16 protein-coding genes are annotated in these 24,288 nt (G+C 51.8%); 11 read left to right on the plus strand and 5 right to left on the minus strand.

All coding sequences use genetic code 11. The features are described from left to right. Nucleotides 1–10 precede the first annotated feature (10 nt). From ICL55_RS20800 to ICL55_RS20845, 10 genes are all read left to right on the plus strand, one after another. Nucleotides 11–892 (plus strand): MBL fold metallo-hydrolase, encoded by an 882-nt coding sequence (locus tag ICL55_RS20800; protein WP_188100923.1) that lies wholly within the window; start codon nt 11–13, stop codon nt 890–892. Between the two features lie 255 nt (nt 893–1,147). Further along, nucleotides 1,148–1,699: an RNA polymerase sigma-70 factor gene (locus tag ICL55_RS20805; protein WP_188100925.1), complete on the plus strand. Its 552-nt coding sequence runs from the start codon at nt 1,148–1,150 to the stop codon at nt 1,697–1,699. Between the two features lie 150 nt (nt 1,700–1,849). Continuing rightward, the gene (locus tag ICL55_RS20810; protein ID WP_188100926.1) at nt 1,850–1,987 is read left to right on the plus strand and encodes a hypothetical protein; all 138 of its coding nucleotides are present in this window, start codon (nt 1,850–1,852) and stop codon (nt 1,985–1,987) included. Nucleotides 1,988–2,647: 660 nt separating this feature from the next. Then, the gene (locus ICL55_RS20815; RefSeq protein ID WP_188100928.1) at nt 2,648–3,670 is read left to right on the plus strand and encodes a FecR family protein; all 1,023 of its coding nucleotides are present in this window, start codon (nt 2,648–2,650) and stop codon (nt 3,668–3,670) included. A 226-nt stretch (nt 3,671–3,896) separates the two neighbouring features. After that, entirely contained in the window at nt 3,897–7,370 is a 3,474-nt protein-coding gene (locus ICL55_RS20820; RefSeq protein ID WP_188100930.1) for a TonB-dependent receptor, read from the plus strand. A gap of 18 nt (nt 7,371–7,388) precedes the next feature. Then, entirely contained in the window at nt 7,389–8,981 is a 1,593-nt protein-coding gene (locus ICL55_RS20825; RefSeq protein WP_188100932.1) for a RagB/SusD family nutrient uptake outer membrane protein, read from the plus strand. Nucleotides 8,982–9,176: 195 nt separating this feature from the next. Beyond that, on the plus strand, nt 9,177–12,269 hold the full coding sequence (locus tag ICL55_RS20830) for a PQQ-dependent sugar dehydrogenase (RefSeq protein ID WP_188100935.1): 3,093 nt from the start codon (nt 9,177–9,179) through the stop codon (nt 12,267–12,269). Nucleotides 12,270–12,273: 4 nt separating this feature from the next. After that, on the plus strand, nt 12,274–13,473 hold the full coding sequence (locus ICL55_RS20835) for a nucleoside permease (RefSeq protein WP_188100937.1): 1,200 nt from the start codon (nt 12,274–12,276) through the stop codon (nt 13,471–13,473). A 17-nt stretch (nt 13,474–13,490) separates the two neighbouring features. Then, entirely contained in the window at nt 13,491–14,684 is a 1,194-nt protein-coding gene (locus tag ICL55_RS20840; RefSeq protein ID WP_188100939.1) for a Gfo/Idh/MocA family protein, read from the plus strand. Between the two features lie 18 nt (nt 14,685–14,702). After that, on the plus strand, nt 14,703–15,701 hold the full coding sequence (locus ICL55_RS20845) for a Gfo/Idh/MocA family protein (protein WP_188100941.1): 999 nt from the start codon (nt 14,703–14,705) through the stop codon (nt 15,699–15,701). A gap of 41 nt (nt 15,702–15,742) precedes the next feature. On the opposite strand, the gene ICL55_RS20850 is transcribed toward ICL55_RS20845, so the two are convergent. From ICL55_RS20850 to ICL55_RS20865, 4 genes are all read right to left on the minus strand, one after another. Further along, complete coding sequence (locus ICL55_RS20850; protein WP_188100943.1) at nt 15,743–16,540, minus strand: hypothetical protein; 798 nt, start codon at nt 16,538–16,540, stop codon at nt 15,743–15,745. Nucleotides 16,541–16,587: 47 nt separating this feature from the next. Continuing rightward, nucleotides 16,588–19,125: a phosphocholine-specific phospholipase C gene (locus ICL55_RS20855; RefSeq protein ID WP_188100946.1), complete on the minus strand. Its 2,538-nt coding sequence runs from the start codon at nt 19,123–19,125 to the stop codon at nt 16,588–16,590. A 103-nt stretch (nt 19,126–19,228) separates the two neighbouring features. After that, nucleotides 19,229–20,563, minus strand: coding sequence for a GntP family permease (locus ICL55_RS20860; protein WP_188100948.1), 1,335 nt, complete (start codon nt 20,561–20,563; stop codon nt 19,229–19,231). Between the two features lie 220 nt (nt 20,564–20,783). Then, entirely contained in the window at nt 20,784–21,410 is a 627-nt protein-coding gene (locus ICL55_RS20865) for a pyridoxamine 5'-phosphate oxidase family protein (RefSeq protein WP_188100950.1), read from the minus strand. Between the two features lie 65 nt (nt 21,411–21,475). On the opposite strand from ICL55_RS20865, the gene ICL55_RS20870 reads away from it, so the two are divergent. Beyond that, on the plus strand, nt 21,476–22,972 hold the full coding sequence (locus ICL55_RS20870; RefSeq protein WP_188100952.1) for an aminotransferase-like domain-containing protein: 1,497 nt from the start codon (nt 21,476–21,478) through the stop codon (nt 22,970–22,972). Nucleotides 22,973–23,066: 94 nt separating this feature from the next. Here the strand turns inward: ICL55_RS20870 and ICL55_RS20875 are convergent, their stop codons facing one another. Continuing rightward, the gene (locus tag ICL55_RS20875) at nt 23,067–24,125 is read right to left on the minus strand and encodes a mechanosensitive ion channel family protein (protein ID WP_246496468.1); all 1,059 of its coding nucleotides are present in this window, start codon (nt 24,123–24,125) and stop codon (nt 23,067–23,069) included. Between the last annotated feature and the right edge of the window lie 163 nt (nt 24,126–24,288).

Here is a 24,288-nt window from a genome sequence, read left to right on the forward strand (position 1 = left end):
GCTTTGGACTATGAAAGCGTTAACGATCACCGGCTATTCCACGGCCCTGTTTTCGACCTGGTATTTTGTAGAAGAGCTGGGCATCCTGCTGGACGCGGGAGACGGCGTAAGTGCCACTTTGTTGCAGAAAAGCAGAAAAATCAGTCATGTATTTCTTTCCCATGCCGACAGAGACCATCTGGCCGGACTATTACAACTCAATCAACTGAATGCGCGGGATGGTTTCCCGGTTATCTGTTACCCGAGAGACGGAGGTTCGTACCCCGCGCTGGAAGCTTTTTCCAAAAGATTTGACCCGCATGTGTCAGGGACCGTATGGATGCCAGTAGCACCGGACGATGAAATCCGTATCAAAGAGGATATACTGGTGGTGCCGTTGCGCAATGAGCATGTGCGTGCCGCCCCGGGCGTGGTCCGTAGCCTGGGTTATAAGATCATGCAAACACGGCGTAAGTTGCGCCCTGAACTGGCAGGACTAACGCAGGAGGATATACGAAAGATAGGCGCGGAGCAGGGAAAGGAAAAAACCACGATAGAGGTACGCCGTAACATCCTCAGTTATTCCGGAGACACGCCGGTGGCCAGTCCGGAAACCTGGCAGGATGCAGAGATATTGATTCATGAAGCTACTTTCCTCGGGGGTGATGAAGTGATTGAGCATCCCTCCTATAAGAACCTGCACAGCCGCCTCGAAGAGGTGATAGAGATGGTCAGCGCCACCCGGGTGCAACAGCTCGTGCTGGGGCATTTTTCATCGCGGTATACACATGAGCAGATAGATCAAAGTATCCGGCAGCTATGCGAACGTTATGCTTTGAACATCCCCGTGTTCCGGGTATTGCCGGGACAAACGGTCAGGGATATATTAAAAGGCCAGCCGGTCAACCGGTAGGCTGATACCTCATGGCGTGACGGTGAGCCGTGCGGAATGAAAGGACGCCGTTGAGCGCTGGTTACTACCTGTTGATGTACGCCCGATGATACCTTGTCAACATCCTGCCGTCGCCACTATAAATACACCCGTGTACAGATAATTCGTTTTAGCCCGTCATCCTCAACCGCTCATCCTTTTTTATTTAAAAAAATAATTTAAAAACTACCCTAGTTTATTAAATTATTTTTATATTGTGCTTACGCACGATGAAATATGAAGGAGCTGCTTTACCGCATACAATTTCACGATGACCAACTGGCCTTTAAAGCTTTTTATCAGCAGCAGATGTTTCCGCTTTATCAGTTTGCCTTTGCATTCCTGAAGCAACATCAGCCAGCGGAGGAAGCTGTGAACGACGTATTTGTGAAGCTGTGGCAGCGGCGCCATACGCTGCACGAGATAGACAACATCAAAGTATATCTTTATGTGGCGGTGAAACATACGGCGCTGAACCAGTTGAGAGCAGCCACCATCTTCGAGGAGGCGGACCTGGACAACGTTCAGGCGCCACAGGTCCGTTTTTGTGCCGGCGCTGAGCAGCTACTCCTCACGCATGAGCTGCAGGACGCCATCGCAGCAGCCATCCGCCAGTTGCCACCCAAATGCAGAATGATCTTCAAACTGATAAAAGAAGACGGGCTGTCTTATAAAGAAGTAGCCGGCATACTCAACATTTCTCCCAAAACGGTAGATGCGCAACTCATGATCGCCCTCAAAAAACTGTCGGCTTCGCTTCAACCCTTCCTGCAACATACAACTGTCTGACTGCGGTATTTTCTCACACCCGTTTTGTAAATTGTTGCTTATTCGATTTTGCTGCCACACTAAAAACCTGCATTGTTGTCTGGATAAGGGAAAGCTGAAAACCTTCAGAAAAGAGTAGGCGCCATGTTTTTCGCGTTAAACCAATTTGTTATGAAAAAGAAAACCAAAAAGAAACTCGACGTTTCCAAACTCAGAATTGTAAAATTGAATGATCCCGGCCAGCAGAAAGCCGAGAAAGCAACTATTCCTCCAAATACATTCTGGTGCACCACCACCGGTCTCGTATAAACCGAAAAAAAACAACAACGAACAACGATGGGCCGGCCTTTGGGTCGGCCTGTTTTTTGGGCAGTATTTCGGGTTGATTATTTGCTGCTGTTCCTGCGTTCTCACATTCTCGCCGCCGCGTCTCTATGTCTCCATGTTTCCATGTTTCCTGCGTCTCCACGTCTCCCGCATTCCAGAGCGCTCCTTTTTCCACATTTCCCACGTTCCCGGATTTTTGCGAATGACCCCCGGGTTCCCAGGGCTGAAGCCCCGGGCTAAGATTATTGTTCAATTTCTTTCGGATGGCAGCTGTTGTTATTTAGGCGGAGCAGTATTGTAAGCTACAGTCTTAGCATATCAATTTTAAATGTAAGACATTGCTAATGATGCTTCAATCCAGTTGCCGGCTGTTATTATTGATGTGTGCTCAATCATAGTATTTCTGAGCTATCGCTATTAAGCATAAACGAAAGAACTTATCATTAGAAAGAGCCTGAATAACATCGTAGCACAGGGCTTCAGCCCTGGGAAATCGAATCGTGGATCTAATAATGAATTTAACGGAAGAAATTTAACTCCATGTTGCCAGGGTTTCAGCCCTGGGATAAATTTTTTTTTCTCTTTTAGGGAATCTGCTTTTTATCTGTGTCCTTTTCGCAGGTAATACTATCTAACCATTCAATGAAAGCAGAAAGAATACTGGAGCTGATGGCACGGAAAGCCGGCAAGGCCGCAGGCAGGGAGGAGCTGGAAGAGCTGGAGCAGTTGCTGGCAGAGAACCCTGACTACCGTTTCATGGAAAGCGTGCTGGACACCGTGTCGGCGCCGGTCCCGGAAGTCGCTGTGGTGGCTGGTGGCTGGGAGAAGATGGAAGAGATGCTGCAAGCACCAGCCCCGATGACTGTTTCCAGACGTCCTTACTGGTGGGCCGCGGCGGCAGTATTGCTGGCAACTGTGGGAGCAGGCATGTGGTGGCTGGGCCGTAAAAAGCAACCGGCGGCGCTGGCGTTGCAACAGATCAGTGCGCCGATGGGCAGCACTATCAAAGCGTTGCTGCCGGATGGTACGCAGGTATGGATCAACGCTGGCAGTCAGATTAGCTATGATGCCCGCTTTGCCGGCAAAAGCAGAGATGTAACGGTTGCCGGCGAAGTATTTTTTGATGTGGCCAAAGATGATAACAAACCTTTTATTGTTCATTCGGACAACCTCGCCATTCAGGTATTGGGCACTTCCTTTAACATAAAAGCCTATGGCGACGACCAGAAAGCAGAGGTGGCGGTCATCACGGGAAAAGTTCAGGTGATGATGCGTAATAGTCCGGAGAAAAAAGTAGTGCTGCTGCCCCGCGAGAAACTGGTGTTATCACTCGATGCTGCTACAGTGGTGTCGGCGCGTGATAGTATACAACATGTCAACTTCCGGGTGCAGGAACTGGCCAGCAGCAAAGATCCCGCGCTGGTGATGGAAACGGCCTGGTGCAACCAGAAGCTGGCGTTCATGAATGAGACCTTCGCGGAGGTAGCCCGCAAAATGGAACGACAATTCAATGTCAATATAGTTTTTGAAGACGAAACACTGCAGAAAGAAATACTCAGCGGCGTATTTGAAAAGGAAGATATCAACAAGGCGCTGCGACTGTTGCAGATGACCACAGGATTCCACTACAGAATAGTACAGCAACAGGTTTACCTGTCCAGATAGAACATCATAGCAACATTTTATCAACTCAAAAATCACCTGTAATGAACACACGGTTAAACGCACGCATTACCTGAAAACATGTATGAGGGATGAGATAAGCTTCGTCCATAAAAGAAAAGGGAAGAGGTCTGCTCTTCCCCAAAAGGCTTATGTGTATGAACAGGGGTAAGTCAGCCTGAGAAACTTCACTTACACCCTTCTTTACAAACCTTTCTAAAACAAATCTATGAAAAAAAGCAGATTTGGAGGGGCTTCCTATGCGCTCAGCCAGACAGTCAAACTACTCCTCATGATGAAGTTATGTTTTGTTGTGGTGTTATTGTCCTGTTTACACGCTTCAGCAACCGTCTTTTCGCAGGAAAAATTCACGCTCACTTTTGTGAAGGCTGACGCAGACAAGATCTTCGCGAAGATCCAGCAGGAAAGCGACTATCGTTTTTTTTATAACTATACGGCCATCCGGCAGCTGGGTAAAATAGACCTGCAGGTGAAAGATGCGCCGCTGTCGGAAATTATGCGGCGGATGCTCGATAGCTCCGCGCTGGCTTTCCGTATTGTCGACAATAACCTGGTGGTCATCTCCCCCAAATCAGAACAGCGGGCAGGCAGGGTTACCGGCAAAGTGGCCGATGAGAAAGGCACTCCCCTGGTAGGTGTATCCGTAAAAGTAAAAGGCGGCAGCCAGGGTGCGGTAACAGATGCGGAAGGACACTTCTCGCTGCAAGCCGAACCAGGCGCCATACTGGTGGTCAGCTATATGGGCTTTATCTCACAGGAACTACCGGTGACTGCTGGTGAACAACTGATGAACATCATCCTGAAAGAATCCACCAGCGGCCTCAATGAAGTAGTGGTGATCGGCTACGGTACCCAACGTAAAAAAGATGTGACCGGCGCTATCAGCTCGGTGAACAGTAAAGATCTGCGTAACGTGCCGGTGCGCAACGCGGCGGAAGCCTTACAAGGCAAGGTGAGCGGCGTAACCGTTTCTCAAAGCAGCGGCAGCCCCGGATCTGCACCGGTAGTCCGTATCCGTGGTATCGGATCTATCAGTGGCAGTAACACTCCGCTGTATATCGTAGATGGCCTGCCGCAGACAGACATTGGCTGGCTGAACCCCAACGATATTGAAGCCATGGACATCCTCAAAGATGCCTCCACCGCCGCTATCTATGGTTCCAGAGGCTCCAACGGGGTGGTGATCATCACTACCCGCAAAGGCAGCCGCAATGATACCAAAATGCATGTGACACTGGATACCTACACCGGCTGGCAGTCGGCCTGGAAACGCCCGCATATGCTCAACGCGGCCGATTTCATCAAATATAAAACACAGGCGTACAGCGCAGACGGTGCTCCGCTGCCCACCGATATCAATACACCGGAGAAAGTAGCGCAGGTACTGAAGTTCGTGAACGATAACTCCGGCCCTAACGGTACCGACTGGTGGAAAGAGATCATTCAGCAGAACGCGCCCGTACAGAGTTATAACGTAGGCGTGAGCGGTGCCGGTAAAAACCTGGTATACGCTTCCAGCGCCGGTTATATGAAACAACAGGGCATCGTGAAAGGCTCCGACTATGAGCGCCTTTCCTGGCGTACCAACGTGACCGCAGATATCAGCACCCGCGTAAAACTGACCACCAATTTCGGCCTGATCTATGAAAACCGCCGTAATGTGGATGAGAACAATCCTTTCTCCGGTACGATCTTCAGCGCCATGGCAGCTGATCCGATCACACCGGTGTATCGCAACAACCTGAAGAGCGTGCCTGATTTCTATCAGCGTATCATGACCGGCTACGAGGCCAATAACCCCTATTCGCAATATGCCGGTATCCTCTTTACCAACAAACCGAATCCGGTAGCACAGGTGGAGCGCATGCAGCAGAGCGTATGGGAGGGCATTGCCATCAAAGGCGGCGCAGCGCTGGATGTGAAGATCATCGATCCGCTCACTTTCCGCAGCAATTTTGGAATGGACCTGGGACGCGGCATCTCGAAAGGATTTACACCGGCCTACTTCCTCAATTCCTTTGATTATGCTACCTATAATACAGTTAGCAACAGCTCTTCCTGGAGCAATTATTTTGTATGGGAGAACACGCTCAACTTCGATAAGACCTTTGGCAAGCACCATATCACCGCGCTGGCTGGTATCTCCGCTGAGTTGACGAAAGGATTGTCGTACGCTGCTTCCAAACAGAACATCGTGAACAACGAGCCTGATATGCGTATCATCGATGCGGCCACGATGAACCCCGGCGCTTCCGGCTATACCTATTCCAGCGCATTGCAGTCGTTCTTTGGCCGCATCAACTACGTGTATGCTGACCGTTATATTCTGGCCGCTAATGTACGCCGGGATGGCAGCTCCAACTTCGGTGAAGGCTACCGGTGGGGCACCTTCCCGTCAGCTTCTGCTGCCTGGCGTTTCTCTGAGGAGAACTTCATCAAAAATGCTAACCTGCCATGGCTGACCAGTGGTAAGCTGAGGGCCAGTTACGGCGCTATCGGCAACCAATATGTGAATACGAGTGGATTGTATCTGTCTACTTACGGCAATACCTACTTCCGCTATTTGTTTGGTGACGCCAGCACCGGCTACCTCGGCGCAGAACGTAAGACCATGGCCAATCCCAGCCTGCAATGGGAGACGTCTAAACAAACAGACCTCGCGCTGGACCTGACGCTGTGGGATGGCTTGCTGGACCTGACAGTGGATTACTTCAATAAAAAAGTGACCAACATGCTGGTTGTGGTACCGATACCATCTACCATGGGTTACCCTGCGGGAGACTTCTGGACCAATGCCGGCAGTATGGTCAACAAAGGCTGGGAGGTGTCACTGGGCCACAGTCATCACTTTGGCGATTTCTCTTATAATGTACGTCTCAACGTGTCCACGTTCCGCAACGAAGTGCTGAGCATGGGCGGCGGAGAACCGATCTATACGACCGCTCACCTGGGCGAAACCATCAGTAAAACAGAAGTAGGTAAGCCGGTAGGTTACTATTTCGGTTGGCTGACAGACGGTATTTTCCAGACACAGGATGAAGTGGATAAAAGCCCACAGCGCCTCAGTTCCCGCCCGGGCGATATCCGCTTCAAAGATATCAATGGCGTAGATGCCAATGGCAATATTGTGCGTGGTCCGGATGGTAAGCTGGATGCGGCTGACCGTACCATGATCGGCAACCCGTGGCCCGATTTCGTCTATGGCCTGAATATCAACCTGAACTATAAACGTTTTGACCTGGGCATGTTCTGGCAGGGTTCACAAGGTAATGACGTGATGAACATCCTGCGTTATGATACGGAGTCGGGTACCGGCTGGTACAACGCGCCGCAGGGCTTCCTGGAGAAATCCTGGAATGGTCCCGGCTCTACCAACAAGTATTTCCGCATCTCTTCCAATTCCGCGCTCAACAGCAGTGTGTCTAACTATTTCGTGGAAGACGGTTCCTACCTGCGGTTGAAAAATATACAGCTGGGCTACAACTTCCCGGAGAAATGGCTGCAAAGAGCCCGTATACCACAGTTGCGGTTATACGTAGGAGCGCAGAACCTGCTCACCTTCACCAACTACAGCGGTCTGGACCCTGAGATGGGTAACGCAGACCCGCGCCTGATCGGTATTGATCAGGGATATTTCCCGCAGGCCCGCACTTTTATGGTAGGCGTGAACGCTAAATTTTAATCCTTAACACTGTCTGTAATGAAAAAGATCGTATATACTTTACCGTTGTTGATGGTTTTGTTGACCGTTTCCTGTTCAAAGGACTATCTGAACAGGCCGCCGCTGGGAAAACAAACCGATGAAAACTTTTACAATTCGCCGGGCGCCGGTTTCAAGACAGTTGTGAACTGTTACCTTGGATTTTATGAGTTCTGGGGATACCAGGCAGCGATCGCGGAACTGGGCAATATGGCTACCGACGAAAGTGACAAAGGCGGTTCCGACGCTAACGACCGGCCGTTTGTGGTGGACCTGGGCTGGGGCCGTGCGCTGGCTACCAACGAAACGCTCAATGGTTTGTGGGCTGCCTGCTACAAAGGCATCGGTAACTGCAACGTGGCGCTGGAGCGCTTGCCGGCAGCTAAACTGCTGGATGACAAAGGCAATCCCCTTGATGATAAAACAAGGAACCGTTACCTCGCAGAGATACGTTTCCTGCGTGCCTACTATTACCTCGATCTGGTGCGTGTATTCGGTGGCGTGCCGCTGCTCACCAAAACGCTGCAGCTGGAAGACCGCAACAAAATTGTGCGGGCGGCTTCCAATGAAGTGTTTCAGTTTATCACCAGTGAGCTGGAAGCGGCAGGTAATGACGCGGCGCTGCCTTCCCGCAGCGAGCTGGCAGCCACAGAGCTGGGGCGGGTAACTAAAGAAGCTGCATGGGCGGTGCAGGCCCGGGCTTATCTCTTCTTCGCGGAAGACGATAAAACGCTCTACGCTAAAGCCCGCGATGCTGCTAAGAAAGTGATCGACGCCAATGCTTATACGCTGGACCCGCAATACCAGGCGCTGTTCCTGAAAGATGGCTACAAAAGCCCGGAAGCCGTATTCCCGATTATCTTCGGCGACGACCCGGCAGCTTTTATCTACGGTACCACGCTGCCTATCTACTGCTCGCCGCGTAACGTAGGCGGATGGGGCTTCGACTGTCCTACGCAGTCGCTGGTGGATGAATACGAGCCCGGCGATCCGCGTATCCTCTTTACTGTCCTCGATCAGGGAGATGTGTTCCCCGGCGGAGAAACGCTGGACTTCTCTTCCTATCCCAATACGGGCCATCATAACCGCAAAGTGTTCCTGCCCGCCAACCGCCGTGGACAAGGATGGGGCAACGATGCCTGGACCATGCACCTGGTACGCTATGCCGACGTGCTGCTGATGTACGCGGAGGCTTTGATTGAAAGTGGTGGCAGCAAACAGGATGCGGCCAATTATATCAATATGGTCCGCAGCCGCGCCAGCAACTCCTCCCATACCGATGTGGAAGCAGTGTCGCGCAAACGTGTGATCTCCGCTACGCCGCTGCCGCCGGTAACAGCCGGAGACGATCTGCGTAAAGCCCTGCGGCATGAACGCCGCGTAGAACTGGGCTGTGAATACGGCCGCGTGTTCGATCTGCTACGCTGGAACAGTTACGTGACCACCATGAAAGACTATTCCACCAAACCTTATTCCAACGGAAAAGGCAGCGCCTTCAGAGCGCCCGCTTCCGGCAACAAATACCTCTTCCCGATACCACAACAGGAAATAGACCGGACCGGCGGTGGTATCAAACAAAACCCCGGATACTAATTACTAATTACGAATTACGAATGACGAATGACGAATTGGGAAGGACTATGAATCACGGATTGTAATGGACTTTCAGGATAGTTAAGAAAATATCTACAAGGGCAAATAATGGACTATTACAGTAAACAGCTCCCCAATTCGTCATTTGTCATTCGTCATTCGTCATTGAATAAGTGAACTCTTTAATTGAAAGAAATGAAAAAATTATGGTTGCCTGTGTTGCTCACATTGCTTACGGCATGTGGGGCCAAGCGTTCTGTTACCCGTATCCTATGTTACACTAAAAACACAGAAAGCTCCTGGGTGAAGCAACTACAGGAGGCAGGACAAAAAGAAGGCTGGCAAATAGTACTGACCGGCGACAGGCAGTATTTTCAGGATGACTCCCTGAAAGGCTTTAGCACGGTATGTGTACCTTTTTCCCTGACAGATAGTTTGAATTATCGCGATATCCCCGCCCTGAAACGTTATGCAGAAGCTGGCGGTGGCGGTATCCTGGCGGTGAAGGACAGCGCTGCCGTTAAACAGGGATGGCCCTGGTTGCGCGAGTGGAACACGCTGCCGGAAGGTAAACAGCTGGAACAGGACAAAGGCCGCCTGTATATTGTGCCTGCTACAGCTACGGCTGCAACCATACAACCCGCTATCCGCTATCTGGTAGGCAACAATGCCTGGCCGGACTATAGCAAGTCGCTGACCATCGCGCCACCGGACACTAACCGTTACACCTATACGGTACTGGACCATGGCCTGGATGAACCGATGGAGATGGCCATCCTGCCGGGTGGCAACGTGCTGTTCGTGGAGCGCAAAGGGGCCGTGAAACTCTATGATGCCCGTCAGCGGCAAACCAGGACCATCGGCCGTTTCGATGTGTTCAGCGGTATTGAAGACGGCTTGCTGGGCGTGGCGCTGGACCCTCACTATGAAAAAAATCACTGGGTATATTTTTATTACGCGCCCGCTGGCGAAAAATGGTATAATAAGCTGGTGCGCCTCGAACTGCATGGCGATACGCTGGACATGTCTTCCGAAAAAGTGTTGATGGAAGTGCCCACGCAACGCCGCTACTGTTGCCACTCTGCGGGGTATCTTTTCTTTGGGCCGAAGGACCTGTTGTACTTGTCCATTGGTGATAATACCAATGCGGAAGAAACCCATGGCTATACGCCGGTAGATGAAAGGCCGGGCCGCGAGCTGTCGGATGATCAGGCCAGTTCCGCCAACAGCAGAGATTTGCGTGGAAAGATATTACGTATTAAACCCGAGCCGGACGGAACATACACTATTCCGGAAGGGAACCTTTTCCCGAAAGATGGTTCCAAAGGCCGCCCGGAAATTTATGTGATGGGATGCCGCAACCCTTACCGCTTCTCTGTAGATATGAAAAATGCATTTGTCTACTGGGGCGATGTAGGGCCAGACACCAAAGTACCTTCTGCCGAAGGCAGCACGTTAAGCTTCGATGAAATCAATCAGGCCAGGCAGCCCGGCTTCTTCGGGTGGCCGTACTTCAATGGTAACAACGAAGCCTATCCTCTGCTGGATTACGCTACCATGAAGGAACGCCCGGGTAAAGACCCGTTGCGCCCTGTTAATAATTCACCACATAATACGGGTATCAAAGAACTGCCGCCTGCACAACCAGCCCTGATATGGTACGGCGATGCGGCCTCGCCCGTGTTTCCGATGGTGGGCAAAGGCGGGGAGACTGCCATGGCCGGACCGGTATTCTACAGCGATCAGTTTAAGAACGCACCATATAAACTGTCTGATTATTACGACGGCAAACTCTTTATCTACGAATGGATGCGGCACTGGATTATGGCCGTGACGCTGGACTCCGCCGGCAATTACCTGCGGATGGAGCCTTTCCTGGAGAACATCGATTTTGCAGCGCCTACAGATATGAAGTTGGCCCCCGATGGCAGCATCTACATGCTGGAGTATGGCACCAACTGGTTCTCCAAAAACTCCAATGCGAAACTGGTGCGGATCACGTATTCGGAAGGCAACCGTCAACCGGTGGCGAATATACGCAGCAGCCAGTTGTACGGCGGCGCGCCGCTGACGGTGAAGCTCTCCGCTGCCGGCTCCATGGACTATGATAAAGGCGATAAGCTCACGTATACCTGGAAGATCGGCGATAAACAACTCGCCGGAGAGCAGGTGGAACATACTTTCCAACAGCCGGGCGTGTACAAGGTAGACCTGACCGTGTCCGACGATCATGGTGGTAAAGGCACTTCTTCCGTGGATATCAAAGTGGGCAATACACCACCGGACGTCAGGATCATGACATCGGCCAATAAGAGCTTCTATTGGGACAATGCTGTGCTGGATTACAAAGTGATGATCACTGACCCGGAAGATGGAAGCCCCGACAGCAGAAAGATTAAGATCACGTTTGATTATCTCCCGATGGGAAAAGATTTCGCACTGGTACTCGCTAATAACGGTGTGGGCAATACGAAATTCGCCAAAGGACATCAGTTATTCTGGTCGCTGGATTGTAAGTCGTGCCATACAGAAAACACCACGTCCATAGGCCCGAGCCTTCAGGAAGTGGCGAAACGTTATCCGGACAATGAAACGAATGTGCACAAACTGGCCGCCAAGATTATTGCCGGCGGCAGTGGTAGCTGGGGTAACCGCACCATGTCTGCCCATCCGGACATGTCTACTGAGGATGCCAAAGAGATCGTGCATTACATCCTGTCTCTCAGCAGTGTGCAGGGCACGTTGCCGATGCAGGGCGTGCAGTCTTTCAAAGCGCATGTGGGGAAAGGTACCGAAGGTGGTTATCTGCTGATGGCTACTTACACAGACAAGGGCGCCAACAACATAGCGCCGATTACCAGCAGGGATTTCCTCCTGTTGAGAAACCCCAGGGTGCAGGCAGAAGATTTTGACGAAGGCAATGTAAACCTGATCACGATCACCACAGCAGGATTGGCTTATACCGCAGCACGCAACAACAGCTATATGCGGTTCAACCGTCTGTATATGGACGGTGTGAAAAGCATGCAGTTCAATGTACAGGAGCAGGGAATGGGCGGTATCGTGGAAGTGCATCTGGACAAGCCGGACGGACCGCTGGCAGGCAAAGCGCTGGTGAAAGCCGGTAATGCAGCAGCGGCCGGGCCAACAGCCGGTTGGAAGCCGGTGTCTGCAGCGATACAACCTGTCACCGGTCAGCATGACCTGTACTTCGTGTTCAAAAGTACAGATGGTAAAGACGGGTATCTTTTTAACATGGATTGGATCAATTTCTCCAATAATAACTAATTGTATGTCCCTTTCCGTACGGCTGCGGCTGTCCGTCCTGATGCTATTGGAGTACTTTACCTGGGGCGCCTGGTATGTCACTATGGGCACGTACCTGATCACCGCGTTGAAAGCAGATGCGGTGCAGGTGGGGGCAGCCTACGCTAATCTCTCCATCGCGGCCATTATCTCCCCGTTTTTTGTGGGGCTGATAGCGGACCGTTTTTTTGCGGCGCAGAAAGTGCTGGGTGTATTGCATCTGGCGGGGGCGGTCATCCTTTATCTGACCGGCGGCGTACAGGATTTCGGTAGTTTCTGGTGGCTGATATTACTGTATACACTGTTATATATGCCCACCATGTCGCTGGCCAATGCTATCTCCTTCCGGCAGATGACCGATGCCGGAAGGGAATTTCCATCGGTGCGTGTATTCGGTACCGTAGGATGGATCGTTGCCGGGCTGCTGATAGGATTCGCCGGGGTAGAAACTACCGCGGTCACTTTTCATATCGCCGCCGCCAGTTCGCTGTTGCTGGGCATCTATAGCTTTTTTCTACCCAATACGCCACCGGTGAAAAAGAAAGTGCAGTTGTCTGATGTGTTGGGACTGGACGCGCTGGTACTGTTTAAAAGCCGTGCCTACTGGCTGTTTTTTATCACCGCTATTGCCGTGTGTATTCCGTTGGCGTTTTATTACAGTTTTACGAATGCTTTTCTAAACGACAGCGGTATGACCAATGCGGCCGGCAAAATGACGCTGGGACAGGTTTCCGAGTTTCTGTTCCTGTTGCTGATGCCGTTGCTGTTTGTTCGCATGGGCGTAAAACGGATGCTGGTGCTGGGCATGGCCTGCTGGATACTGCGTTATGTGTTGTTTGCTTATGGCGACAGTGGCGCCGGTTCCTGGATGCTGTATGGCGGTATCGTGCTGCATGGCATGTGTTATGATTTCTTTTTCGTGACCGGACAGATTTATACCGACCGGAAAGCCGGGGAGGCGGTGAAGAATGCTGCGCAGGGATTGATTACGCTCGCCACCTATGGCATTGGCATGCTCGTGGGTTCTTATGTGTCGGGGTTTGTAGCGCGACGGTTTAGTGATGTGAGTGCGGCCGGCCCGGTGTACGACTGGCAGGCTATCTGGCTGGTACCGGCGGGTATTACCGGTGTGTTCCTGCTGTTGTTTGTTTTTTTATTTCGGGAAGATGATCAACAAAAAATATAACAATAAAACATTTGTATATGGGAAGAAAAATTGCCATGCTGGGCAGCGGTTTTATCGGCCGGTTTTATGCCGATTCCATCCACAGCCAGCGCAGTAAAGACAGGATCGTCAGCATTTATTCCCGCCGGGAAGAGAGTGCGCAGAAGTTTGCTGCCGACTATCAGACACCACACTGGACTACCGTGATGGAAGAAGCGATCAATCATCCGGAAGTAGATGTGGTATGTGTCGCATTGCCCAATAATCTGCATGAAGCAGCCGTGATGGCTTGCTGTAAAGCAAAGAAAGCCGTGATCTGTACCAAGCCGCTGGGCCGTAATGCAGAAGAAGCCAAAAGGATGCTGGAGGCCGTAGAGGCAGCAGGTATCTTCCACGGTTATATGGAAGACCTGGTATATACGCCTAAATTCTCCAAGGCGCTGCAAAGTGTGCAGGACGGTGCGTTGGGCCGCATACTCTGGGCCAAGTCCAGGGAAACACATCCCGGTCCGCACAGCGAATGGTTCTGGGACAAAGAACAGGCTGGCGGCGGCTGTATCCTGGACCTGGGCTGTCATTGTGTGGAAATCGCCCGCAGCTTTATTGGTAAGGACATTAAGCCGGTAGAGGTGATGTGCTGGGCAGATACGCAGGTGAAACCGATTGATGCGGAAGACCATGCCATCGGACTGGTGAAGTATGAAAACGGCGCTATTGGCCAGTTTGAGGTAAGCTGGACTTTCCGCGGCGGCCTTGACCTGCGTGATGAGGTGATGGGCACCGAAGGCACCATCTGGCTCAACAACTTCCTGCGTACCGGCTTTGACATGTTCACCACCGGGAAAGGCGCGGAGTATGTGGCAGAGAAAGCAGAGAGTAACACGGGCTGGTTGTTTCCCGTAGGGGATGAATTGAATGACCTGGGGTACAATCATATGTTCACCGATATGTTTAACGCCATGGAACAAAACAAGGCGCCGCGTGAATCCTTTTATGACGGCTATGTGGTAAACGCCGTGCTGGATGCGGCTTACAGGAGCGCTGCCAGCAAGCAGTGGGAGCCGGTGAAACTGGACATATGGCGTGGCCGCGAAGGGGTGGACAAAGGCGCTTCTTTGGTGGATTATGATGACAAGCATTATCTGATCAAAGAAGAGAAAACACATTTCGGCAGTACGAAACTGATATTAAAAGAAAAACAGAGCGGGAAGATCATTGAAGTGACCCGTTAATCATCCAAATAAAAAATTATGACCGCATACGATCGCAGGAGATTTCTCAGAACAGCGGCAATAACGGGTGTTGGGCTCGGTCTGGTAGGCCGGGCCGGCTCCCTGTTTGCCGGTACGCCTGCTGAAGCAGGAAAAAGGGTGGGCATCATCGGGCTGGACACCTCGCACAGTGTGGAGTTCAGCAAAATGCTGAATGCCCCGAATGCAGATCCTGCCTACCACGGATTCAAAGTGGTGGCCGCCTATCCACAGGGCAGTAAAGACATCGCTTCCAGCCTGGAGATGGTGCCCGGTAACCTCGCCAAAGTAAAAGAGCTGGGCGTGGAGATCGTGGATTCCATTGCGGCGTTATTGGAAAAGGTAGACGTGGTGATGCTGGAGTCCAATGATGGCCGTGTACACCTGGAGCAGGCGCTTCCCGTATTTAAAGCCGGCAAAAGGGTTTTTATTGATAAGCCGATCGCCGCTTCCCTGGCAGATACCAAGGCTATTTTTAAGGCAGCCGAAAAATATAAGGTGCCTGTGTTCTCTTCTTCCGCATTACGTTTTATTGACAGCATCCAGCAGGTGAAACAAGGCAAGATCGGCAAAGTGGCCGGGGCTGACGTGTACACGCCATCGCCCACGGAGAAAACGCACCCTGATCTTTTCTGGTATGGCATCCATGGTGTGGAGATGTTGTTTGCCCTGATGGGTACCGGCTGCCGTAAGGTTACCCGCACCACTTCTGAAGATATGGACCAGGTAACCGGCGTATGGGCCGATGGCCGTATCGGTACGCTGCGCGGCGTGATCAAAGGCCCGTATGGCTTTGGTGGTCATGCTTTCGGTGAAAAAGCCATTATGCCCATCGGTGATTTCAGTTCGTACCAACCGTTGGTACTGCAGATCACTTCGTTCTTCCAGACCGGTATCGTGCCGGTAGATCCGCAGGAGACCATCGAGATGATGGCCTTCATGGAAGCTGCCGATGCCAGCAAAAAGAGAAAAGGCGCTCCTGTAATGATGAATGTGTAGCGTCCTGCCCCGGGGCGGGTGTCATGCCTGCTTCGGGGTTTTTACTCGTAGAGGAATTCCACATAGCTGACGTTCATCGTTTGACCGTTATGAAACTTAACCCAGCCATAAGATTTCTTCTTACGGTTATAGTCTTCCCGGTCTATCAGCTGTGCCCAGTCTCCCCGTACTTCTCCCACTTTAAAACAATCATCGCAGTTGTCTTCCCGTTTGGGGAAAGGGATCCGTTTGCTGCCAGGCGCTTCAAAAAGCGGCATGTCTGGTTTTACATGCACAATAGCTGCCCGTTGCAATAAATTTCCCCAGGTTTCATACAGGTACCAGTGAGGGTTATAGGTAGTTGTTGGTTTATCGTTATAGGGAATACTGTTGTGAAGGTCCCTTTGCACCATCGTGTTATATAGGGCGTAGCCAGGCTGTAAGTGAATAAAGCAGGTGAGTTTTTCTTTTTCGTTGATCACCACCCGGAAGTATGTTTTCGTAGCTTCCACTACGCGGAACTGTAGCTCTGGCGAAAAATGTACCAGCCCCATGTTGATGTGCCGGCGTCCTGCTTCATAGGTATCTCCTTCAAAAAAACGGTAAGGGGCGAAACGATTTTTAAGTACGTTCGTCAGGAAGGCATAGCTGCCATCTTTCTTTTGTCTGATCACGAGCGTGTCGAAAGGTTTTTTGTCGCCGGCATGGGCATACAACGGAACTTTCTCTGTGAAACTGAGTTGGAGGATGCCCGTGCCGAGAGAATCGTAGCGGGCGAGAGGGGGTAAGGAGGAACCGGGCTGCTGGCCGCAGGAAAAGAGACTGAAGAGGATGGAGAGCATTGAAAAACAAAACTTCATGAATGTTTTTTAAAGCAGGATGCCACCAACAGCCCGGATTCCATAAATTATCCTGAAATTTTTCCCATATACGGATCAGTGATGCTTTCCTGGCCTGTTTCCACGCGGCCGGCGTATCTCCGGGCGTATGAGGCATGGCCGTCTGCCAGCACCGTGAAATCGTACCATCCGTGGCTGGATTGCAGCGGCAGGGCGATTTGTGCGGACTGGTCTTTGGCTACTGTACGGGTAATGGTGTTGTTACCATAGGCGTTGTCCCGGATGGTGATGTTCAGGGCCGTACTACCGCTGTTGGACAGGGAAAGCAATACATTGCCTGTGAGTTTTTGGGTAGATTTATTTCGTTCATACGTACACGTAGTTTTGATGGCAGGACCTTCCGCATTGCCGGTGGCTTCCCGGAAGAAGCCGTTCGGTCCGTGCAGCTGAAGATGGTAGCGGTTGTTCTCAAACGCGCTCAACGGCCAATCGTAGCGGAGCTGATCGCCGGCTTTTACGGCGAAGGACCAGTTGCGGCATTTGTCCGTATTGCCTTTGTCGTCTTTGTAAGTCACCGGTGCGAGGACGGTAAAGGGGGAGCCTGCGGCAGCGGCGCCGAATACTTTATTGTCTGCAGCGAAAGAGGCTTGTACCTGGCGGGAGCCAGGTTGACAGTCGATTTCGGCGTACAGCTCATAAGGCAGTGCAGGAGAGGGGCGCACGCCTTTTTCCTGTGGCGCCAGCAGATGGGCCGGTGTAGCGTTGCCGGTGACCTGTTGGATGGCGTCGGCTGTCAGTTTCCGGAAACCGGCGGGTATTGTTTTGAATTGCGCGTTGTAGATGTCCTGTACGAATTTCTCCTTTTGCAGGAAAGGCAGTTTTTCTTTTTTAGGCACGAAAGTGCTGAAGGCAGCGGTCAGATCGCCGCAGATCGTGCGTCTCCACTGACTGATATTATCGAGATGTACCTGCTTATGGTACTTACGGTTCACGAAGGTTTCGAGGAACTGCAGTGTAGAGGTATGATCGAACACCTGGGAACATACTTTGCCGCCACGGCTCCATGGTGAGGCGATGAGCAGCGGCACGCGGAAACCCAGTCCTACAGGTGCTTCACGGGCTTGTTTTTTGTGTATGCCCTGTGCCAGTTCATTTTCCAGTCTCACATGTTCCACTTCCGTGTCAATGCCGGCAGACACTTTGCCGGTGTCGGGTTTGTTCGCATCAGGGATGGAGAAAGGCGGCACGTGGTCGTAGTAGCCGTCATTTTCATCATAGGTAACGATGAAAATGGTTTTCTTCCATACTTCCGGATTGCCGGTCAGGATATCCATGATCTCTGAAACATACCAGGCGCCGTACCAGGGAGCGCTGGGGTGGTCGGAGAAATTCTGCGGGCCGCTGAGCCAGGACACGGTGGGGAGTTTGCCTTCGCGCACATCCTGGCGGAACTGGTGCAGGATATCGCCTGCGGGGACCGTGACCTTGCGTTCCTGTCCGCCATCAGCGTATTGGAAGGTAGTGACGCTGCGGAAGTTGGGATCGCCGCTGTTGATCACAAAGGCGCTGTAGTACAGCTGTTTTTGCGGCGCAGACAATTGCTCAAAACTTTCTTTGTTCCATTTGGCCAGTTCCTTGGTGGCGTTGTCCAGCACTTCCTGTTTCTTCGCGATGTCGGTGCGTATTTTCTGCGCTGCCTCATCGGAAGAAGGGGAGGCCTCCTGTAGTTTGTTGATTTCTTCCGGCAGTGTTTCCACCTGTTTGAGCAGGGTTTGGATGTAGCGCGAAGAGAATTTCACGTGGTATGCTTCAAAGAATTCGAGGAGGTTACAGCCGAAGTTGGCCAGCCATGCGCGTTCTTCGCCTTTGAAGCCGCCGCCGCAGCTCAGATCGTTCTGATAGAATTTCCAGGAGATATTGTTTTCAGACAGTAGTTCCGGGAATGTTTTCCAGGTGTGTTTGCCGTAGCTGAAGTCGTCGTTGCGGATATTTTGTTTGGTGCGACCGTTTTCTTCGCTGTTGATTTTGCCTGTCCAGAAGAAGGAGCGGTTGGGCGTGGTGCTGGTCATGCCCGAACAGAAGTGTTGGTCGCATATGGTGAAAGCGTCTGCCATGGCGTAGTTGAAGGGGAGGTCTTCCCGCGTGAAATAGCCCATGGTGAGCGGCATGTGCGCATATTGTTTGTTGCCCGGTTTTTTGGCCAGCAGCCATTGATCGTGTTTGCCTTCGTTGTACGCATCTACCTGACTGGCGCGGGAATGCGGCAAGGAGCCCATCCACGTGATCTTTGTGTCTTTGATGTCCAGCCGGAAAGGGGCATAGGTATCTCCTTTTTCATCGGTCTGGAACCATACCGGTTTCAGGTCGGGCAGCGGGATAGCACGTGGGTCACGAAAACCTCTGACGCCCTGCAGCGTGCCGAAGCAGTGGTCAAAGGAGCGGTTCTCCTGCATGAGTATCACGATGTGTTCAGCATCGAGCCAGGTGCTGCCGGGCGTTGGGTCAATCGCGAGCGCACGTTGGATGGATGCCGGCATGATGGTGGAAAAGCCGGCAGCGCCGGAAAGCAATAAAGATTTCTTCAGGAATTCCCTGCGAGTGTCCATGAGTGGAATCGTTTAAAAGTGTGGCCTGGTTTAGTTTGTGTCAGGGCGAAAAATAGTCATCATTTTTAATTATCTGGTAACCACTCATCCATCTTTTATAATATCATAACAACACCCGCGAAAGCAGGAATACGCAGCACATGGCCACTATGCCCATGACCAGCGTGGCCATGGTATATACGCGAAGCATGTCTTTTACTTCCAGTCCGGAGAAGCGGGAGATGACCCAGAAGTAGGCATCGTTGGTATGTGATACTATCATGGAACCGGCGCCCATGGCCAGTACACAGAGGAGGGCGCCATCGGGTGTATGTAAGCCCAGTGCCGGAAGCAACGGATGAATGATAGAGGCCGCCGTGATGATCGCTACGGTGGAAGAGCCTTGTGCGGTTTTAAGGATAGCCGTCACGAGGAAGGGTAATAGTATGCCCGTGCCCGTTATAGCCGGGTTGTTGGCGATATGCGCACCGATGCCGGCTTTGGCGAGGATCGCGCCAAAAGCGCCGCCACCGCCGATGATCACGAGGATGCCCGCTGCTTTTTCCGCGCCTTCCTGTAATATTTTTCTGAAGCCGTCACCCTGACCTTTGCGTAACCCCAGCAGTGCCAGCGCGATCCCCATGGTGATGGCGATCTCCGGGGTGCCGGCCAGATTGAGTATTTGCAGTGGCACTGAAGGAGCATTTTGTTCCAGCGTGAAAAACGAGCGCAGGGCAATGAGCAGGATCGGTACGGCGATCGGCAGCACAGACATCCATACGGAAGGCTGTAACCCGGTCGTGGCGTCGGTTTCCATGGCAGCGGGCGCTATGATAGGCAGGCGTCGGCCGGCATATAACGACCACGCATATCCGCAGAAGGATGCGGGCAGCGCAATGAGTAAACCGAATAACATCACCTTGCCCACATCGGCCTGCATAACGCCGGTAGCGGCGGTGATACCAGGATGGGGCGGCATCATACAATGTACGGCATACAGACCGGTGGCCAGCGAAGAAGCCATGATCACCATCGATACGCCGGATCGCCATGCCAGCGCTTTGTTCAGGCCGCTGAGCACAATAAACCCGGAGTCGCAGAAGATAGGCATGCCTACCAGATAGCCGATGATATTCAGTGCCAGCGGCGCGCGGCCCGTGCCGGTTTGCCGTAACACATAGGCAGCCAGCACCGTGGTGCTGCCGGTATGTTCGAGGATAAGTCCGAGTGTGGTGCCCAGGATAATGAGCAGTCCCAGTGAACCAATGATCTGTCCGAACCCGGTTTTAATGGTAGTGAGTATATCCGTCAGCGGTAGCTGGAAAATGAGGCCGGCGAGTAAACCAGCGAGCAGCAAAGCGAAAAATGCGTGTATGCGGTAGCGTGCGGTTAATATCACAATCAGTGCGATACCAGCCAGCAGCCCGCTGATACTCTGCAATAGCGAGATATTGTTCATGGGCGGCAGTGATAGTTCTGATATCTTACAAGATATCTATTATATCCGCATCCCGCAAATATATAATGAACCCCGGGCTGAAACCCGGGGCTACGATTGATTCCCCTGACAGCGAAGATCAGTGCTGTTGATCATCACTCATCTGTCGTATTGTCCTGACTTGTTTTCTTTCGTTTTGTTGCTTTGATCTTCGTTAGCAGGGGAATCAGGAGGTGTGCTATTACAACAAATGTGGAGGCACAGCTATCCCTTCGCTTACATCCTCTGTCACCGGCGCCAGTCGCCTGGTTTCCAGCGGGATCATGCCGGACCAGATCGGCAGGTCTTTATCTTCATCGTCGCCGGTCATGCCGGTGCGTACTTTGGCGGAAGCTTCATTCAGCGAGAAAGCCAGCACGGTGGTTTTCCGGACTTCATTTTCCCGGATGGGCCGCAGATAGTCCCAGCTGTTGGGGACAAATTTTTCGGTGAGCCACCGGAAGGCTTCTATTTTCTGTGTCAGGTCTTCAATTTTTTCGGGGGTACCGAACAGGATGACCGAACGGTAGTTAACAGAATGGTTGAACGCTGATTTGGCTACCACGATGGCGTCCAGCAGGGTGACGGAAATACATACCGGTAGCCCTTTCTCTATTTCGCGGATGAAATGGCTGCCCACGGAACCGTGGATATATATTTTGTCCTCATGGCGTACAAAGCCGGTTGGAATGGCAAACGGTTTATTGTCAAGCGTAAAGCTGATGGTACAAACGAGCGCTTCGTCCAGGATGGCGTTGATAGCATCCCGGTCGTAGGTAGCCCTTTTGGGATAGCGGCTGGGGGTGAGATGTGGAGGAATAGGTTGCATGTCGTTGTAATTTTTCACAAAGTTGTACCTTTATTGGCTCGGTGTTATCATCCGATTCAGATATAATGAGTAGTCCAATTTTCTCCTTGTTACAGTTAGACCGGGAAGACAAGCAGCCAGTGTACCTACAGCTGGCCAATCAGTTGATGGGATTGATCCGGACCGGCCCCTTGCATGCCGGTCAGCGGCTGCCCAGCAGCCGCGAAATGGCAGAGAAACTGCAGTTGCACCGCAAAACGGTGGTACGCGCCTACGACGAGCTATTGGCCCAGGGCTGGCTGGAGAGCCATACCGGCAGCGGTACCTTCGTGGCCCGTCATCTCCCTAAAACAGAATTACAAACGCTGACCGATCGGCAGGAGGCCACTTTCAACCCGCAACGGACGGCCGGTTTCTCTTTTACCGTACCGGAACATCTCAATCGCCCGGTGATGAAGGCCACCAGCCATCTGCACCTGGATGACGGTTTCCCGGATGCCCGCCTTGCACCACTGGAAGAGCTGACGCGTAATTACCGCGGACAGCTGCTGCATGGCAATCCTTATGTGCGACTGGGATACGGGGATACCACCGGCGCTTCCCGCCTGCGGCAGGAGCTCTCCGAATACCTCAATGAAACCCGCGGCCTCAACACTACCGCAGAGAATATCCTGATCGTCAGAGGGACCATTATGGGCTTTTTTCTGGTGGCCACCGGACTGGTGAGCAAAGGGGACCATGTGGTGAGCGCCAGCATGTCGTGGGCCGGCGCCGCAGCTAATTTTAAACAGGCCGGCGCTCATCTGCATACCGTGCCGGTAGATGAATATGGTATGGACACCGATGCATTGGAACGCCTCTGCCAGCAGCAAAAAGTACGCATGGTGTATGTGACGCCGCACCACCATTATCCCACCACCGTGGTACTGCGGACCGACAGGCGTTTACAACTGTTACGGCTATCCGAAAAATATGGGTTCATCATTTTTGAAGATGATTACGATTATGATTTCCACTATCTGAGCAAGCCGCTGGCGCCATTGGCCAGCGCAGACAAGGCCGGCATGGTATTGTATGGCGGATCGTTTACCAAAGCCATCTCCCCGGCATTTCGGGTGGGTTATCTGGTAGGTTCTGAAAATGTCATTAACTATCTGGCCAAGCTGCGGCGTATTGTAGACCGTCAGGGTGATCTGATGCTGGAGAATGCGTTTGCGGAGCTGTTGCACAGCGGCGTGATTCACCGGCACCTGCGCAAATCCCTGCGTTTGTACCGGGAGCGCAGAGACTTTTTCTGTGAGCTGCTGCGCTCCGAACTGGGCAGGGACGTGGACTTTCAGGTACCGGTAGGAGGCATGGCGGTATGGACCGGCTTCGATCCCCGCATTAATCTGAAAGCACTGGCAGAGAAAGCGCTGCAACAAGGCCTTTATTTCTATGATGGCCACACCTTTGATGTGCCTGGCGTTAAATTGAATCATACGCGGCTCGGTTTCGCATCAATGACGCCATCGGAGCTGGAACAGGCGGTGGGTATCTTGCGAAAGGTTATCACGCAAAGCTCGCAAAGGTTTTTGAAATAGATTAAGCGCGCAAAGGAGCGAAGATTATGTTTTTATATCCCAGCCAAATATGATCTATAATATAATCTCCCAGTCTTTGCGCTCTTAATTTATGCTATAATCTTTGCGCCTTTGCGAGAACGGAATCCTCCACGATAGCCCTTGTTTTAGGCAGACATTCAGGATAATTTTCACGGACGAACTTCACGAGTTCTTCCCGCATATAACAACGCAGGTCAAAAGCATTGCCGGAAGTAGCAGCGCTCATCAGCGTTCTGACTTCAATGGTTCGTTCAGTCGTGTTCGTTACCTGTAATGCGCTGGCGCGTCTGTCCCACAAGGGAGACGCCTGTAGCAGGCGATTGAACTCGGCCCGGATTTTATCTACCGGCGTGGCGTAATCGAGATAAAAGAAAGCTGTTCCCAGTATTTCAGAGCTGGTGCGGGTCCAGTTCTGGAAGGGCTTCTCTATAAAATAATTGATCGGCAGTATCAGCCTGCGCTGGTCCCAGATATTAAGTACTACGTAGGTGAGGGTAATTTCTTCCACACGTCCCCACTCGCCTTCCACAACGAGCACATCATCGATACGGATAGGCTGTGTAAAGGCGATCTGAAATCCGGCTAACAGATTGCCCAGTGATTTCTGCGCGGCAAAACCAATGATGATACCACTGACACCCACGCCGGTGAGCAGGCCTGCACCTACTTTGCGCAGACTATCGAAGCTCAGCAGGATGGCACACGCTGTCAGTATCAATACGATGGAGATGGCCAGTTTACGTATAAATTGCAGCTGGGTGCGGATCTTCCGCTCTTTCAGGTTATTGGTTTTCTTCAGATCGTAAGTGTGATACACATAATCTTCTGATACCTTGATGGCGCCAATCACCAGTGCCGCAAAGGAGAGCGTGAGTGCGATTTCCACCACACGGCTCAACAGGGGCTCATCTTTGGGAGGTATCCGCATCAGCGGCATCAGCATATTGAGGATGAGCAGTGGCAGGAAATAATTAAAAGCTTTTCCCAGATGAAGCAGTGAGCTGTGTATCAGTGAAAAATCTCCCTCTTTCGATGTTGTTCTGCGCAGGAACCGGGAAAGCAGAAATTTAATCAGCCATCCTGCAATTACTGAAATGCCCACCAACATCAGGTCCCATATGATGTTGGGCAAATGGTCCGTTTTTTCTAATATATCATTCCACATAGGCGCGCAGGGCACAAAAACGGTGCCGCAGGGGCGTGTAAACATTAAAATAATGTTAGAATCAAATTATCCTGTGAGTTAAAAGAATGACAATTGAAGAATTTTTGTGATGTCAACTGTTATTTTTGGT

This window comes from Chitinophaga varians (assembly GCF_014529945.1).
Taxonomy (GTDB): Bacteria; Bacteroidota; Bacteroidia; order Chitinophagales; family Chitinophagaceae; genus Chitinophaga; species Chitinophaga varians.

What these genes read in the sequence shown, in the direction of transcription:
- ICL55_RS20800 (WP_188100923.1), top strand. Translation starts at nt 11, where the DNA reads ATGAAAGCGTTAACGATCACCGGCTATTCCACGGCCCTGTTTTCGACC.
- ICL55_RS20805 (WP_188100925.1), top strand. Translation starts at nt 1,148, where the DNA reads ATGAAGGAGCTGCTTTACCGCATACAATTTCACGATGACCAACTGGCC.
- ICL55_RS20810 (WP_188100926.1), top strand. Translation starts at nt 1,850, where the DNA reads ATGAAAAAGAAAACCAAAAAGAAACTCGACGTTTCCAAACTCAGAATT.
- ICL55_RS20815 (WP_188100928.1), top strand. Translation starts at nt 2,648, where the DNA reads ATGAAAGCAGAAAGAATACTGGAGCTGATGGCACGGAAAGCCGGCAAG.
- ICL55_RS20820 (WP_188100930.1), top strand. Translation starts at nt 3,897, where the DNA reads ATGAAAAAAAGCAGATTTGGAGGGGCTTCCTATGCGCTCAGCCAGACA.
- ICL55_RS20825 (WP_188100932.1), top strand. Translation starts at nt 7,389, where the DNA reads ATGAAAAAGATCGTATATACTTTACCGTTGTTGATGGTTTTGTTGACC.
- ICL55_RS20830 (WP_188100935.1), top strand. Translation starts at nt 9,177, where the DNA reads ATGAAAAAATTATGGTTGCCTGTGTTGCTCACATTGCTTACGGCATGT.
- ICL55_RS20835 (WP_188100937.1), top strand. Translation starts at nt 12,274, where the DNA reads ATGTCCCTTTCCGTACGGCTGCGGCTGTCCGTCCTGATGCTATTGGAG.
- ICL55_RS20840 (WP_188100939.1), top strand. Translation starts at nt 13,491, where the DNA reads ATGGGAAGAAAAATTGCCATGCTGGGCAGCGGTTTTATCGGCCGGTTT.
- ICL55_RS20845 (WP_188100941.1), top strand. Translation starts at nt 14,703, where the DNA reads ATGACCGCATACGATCGCAGGAGATTTCTCAGAACAGCGGCAATAACG.
- ICL55_RS20850 (WP_188100943.1), bottom strand. Translation starts at nt 16,540, where the DNA reads ATGAAGTTTTGTTTTTCAATGCTCTCCATCCTCTTCAGTCTCTTTTCC.
- ICL55_RS20855 (WP_188100946.1), bottom strand. Translation starts at nt 19,125, where the DNA reads ATGGACACTCGCAGGGAATTCCTGAAGAAATCTTTATTGCTTTCCGGC.
- ICL55_RS20860 (WP_188100948.1), bottom strand. Translation starts at nt 20,563, where the DNA reads ATGAACAATATCTCGCTATTGCAGAGTATCAGCGGGCTGCTGGCTGGT.
- ICL55_RS20865 (WP_188100950.1), bottom strand. Translation starts at nt 21,410, where the DNA reads ATGCAACCTATTCCTCCACATCTCACCCCCAGCCGCTATCCCAAAAGG.
- ICL55_RS20870 (WP_188100952.1), top strand. Translation starts at nt 21,476, where the DNA reads ATGAGTAGTCCAATTTTCTCCTTGTTACAGTTAGACCGGGAAGACAAG.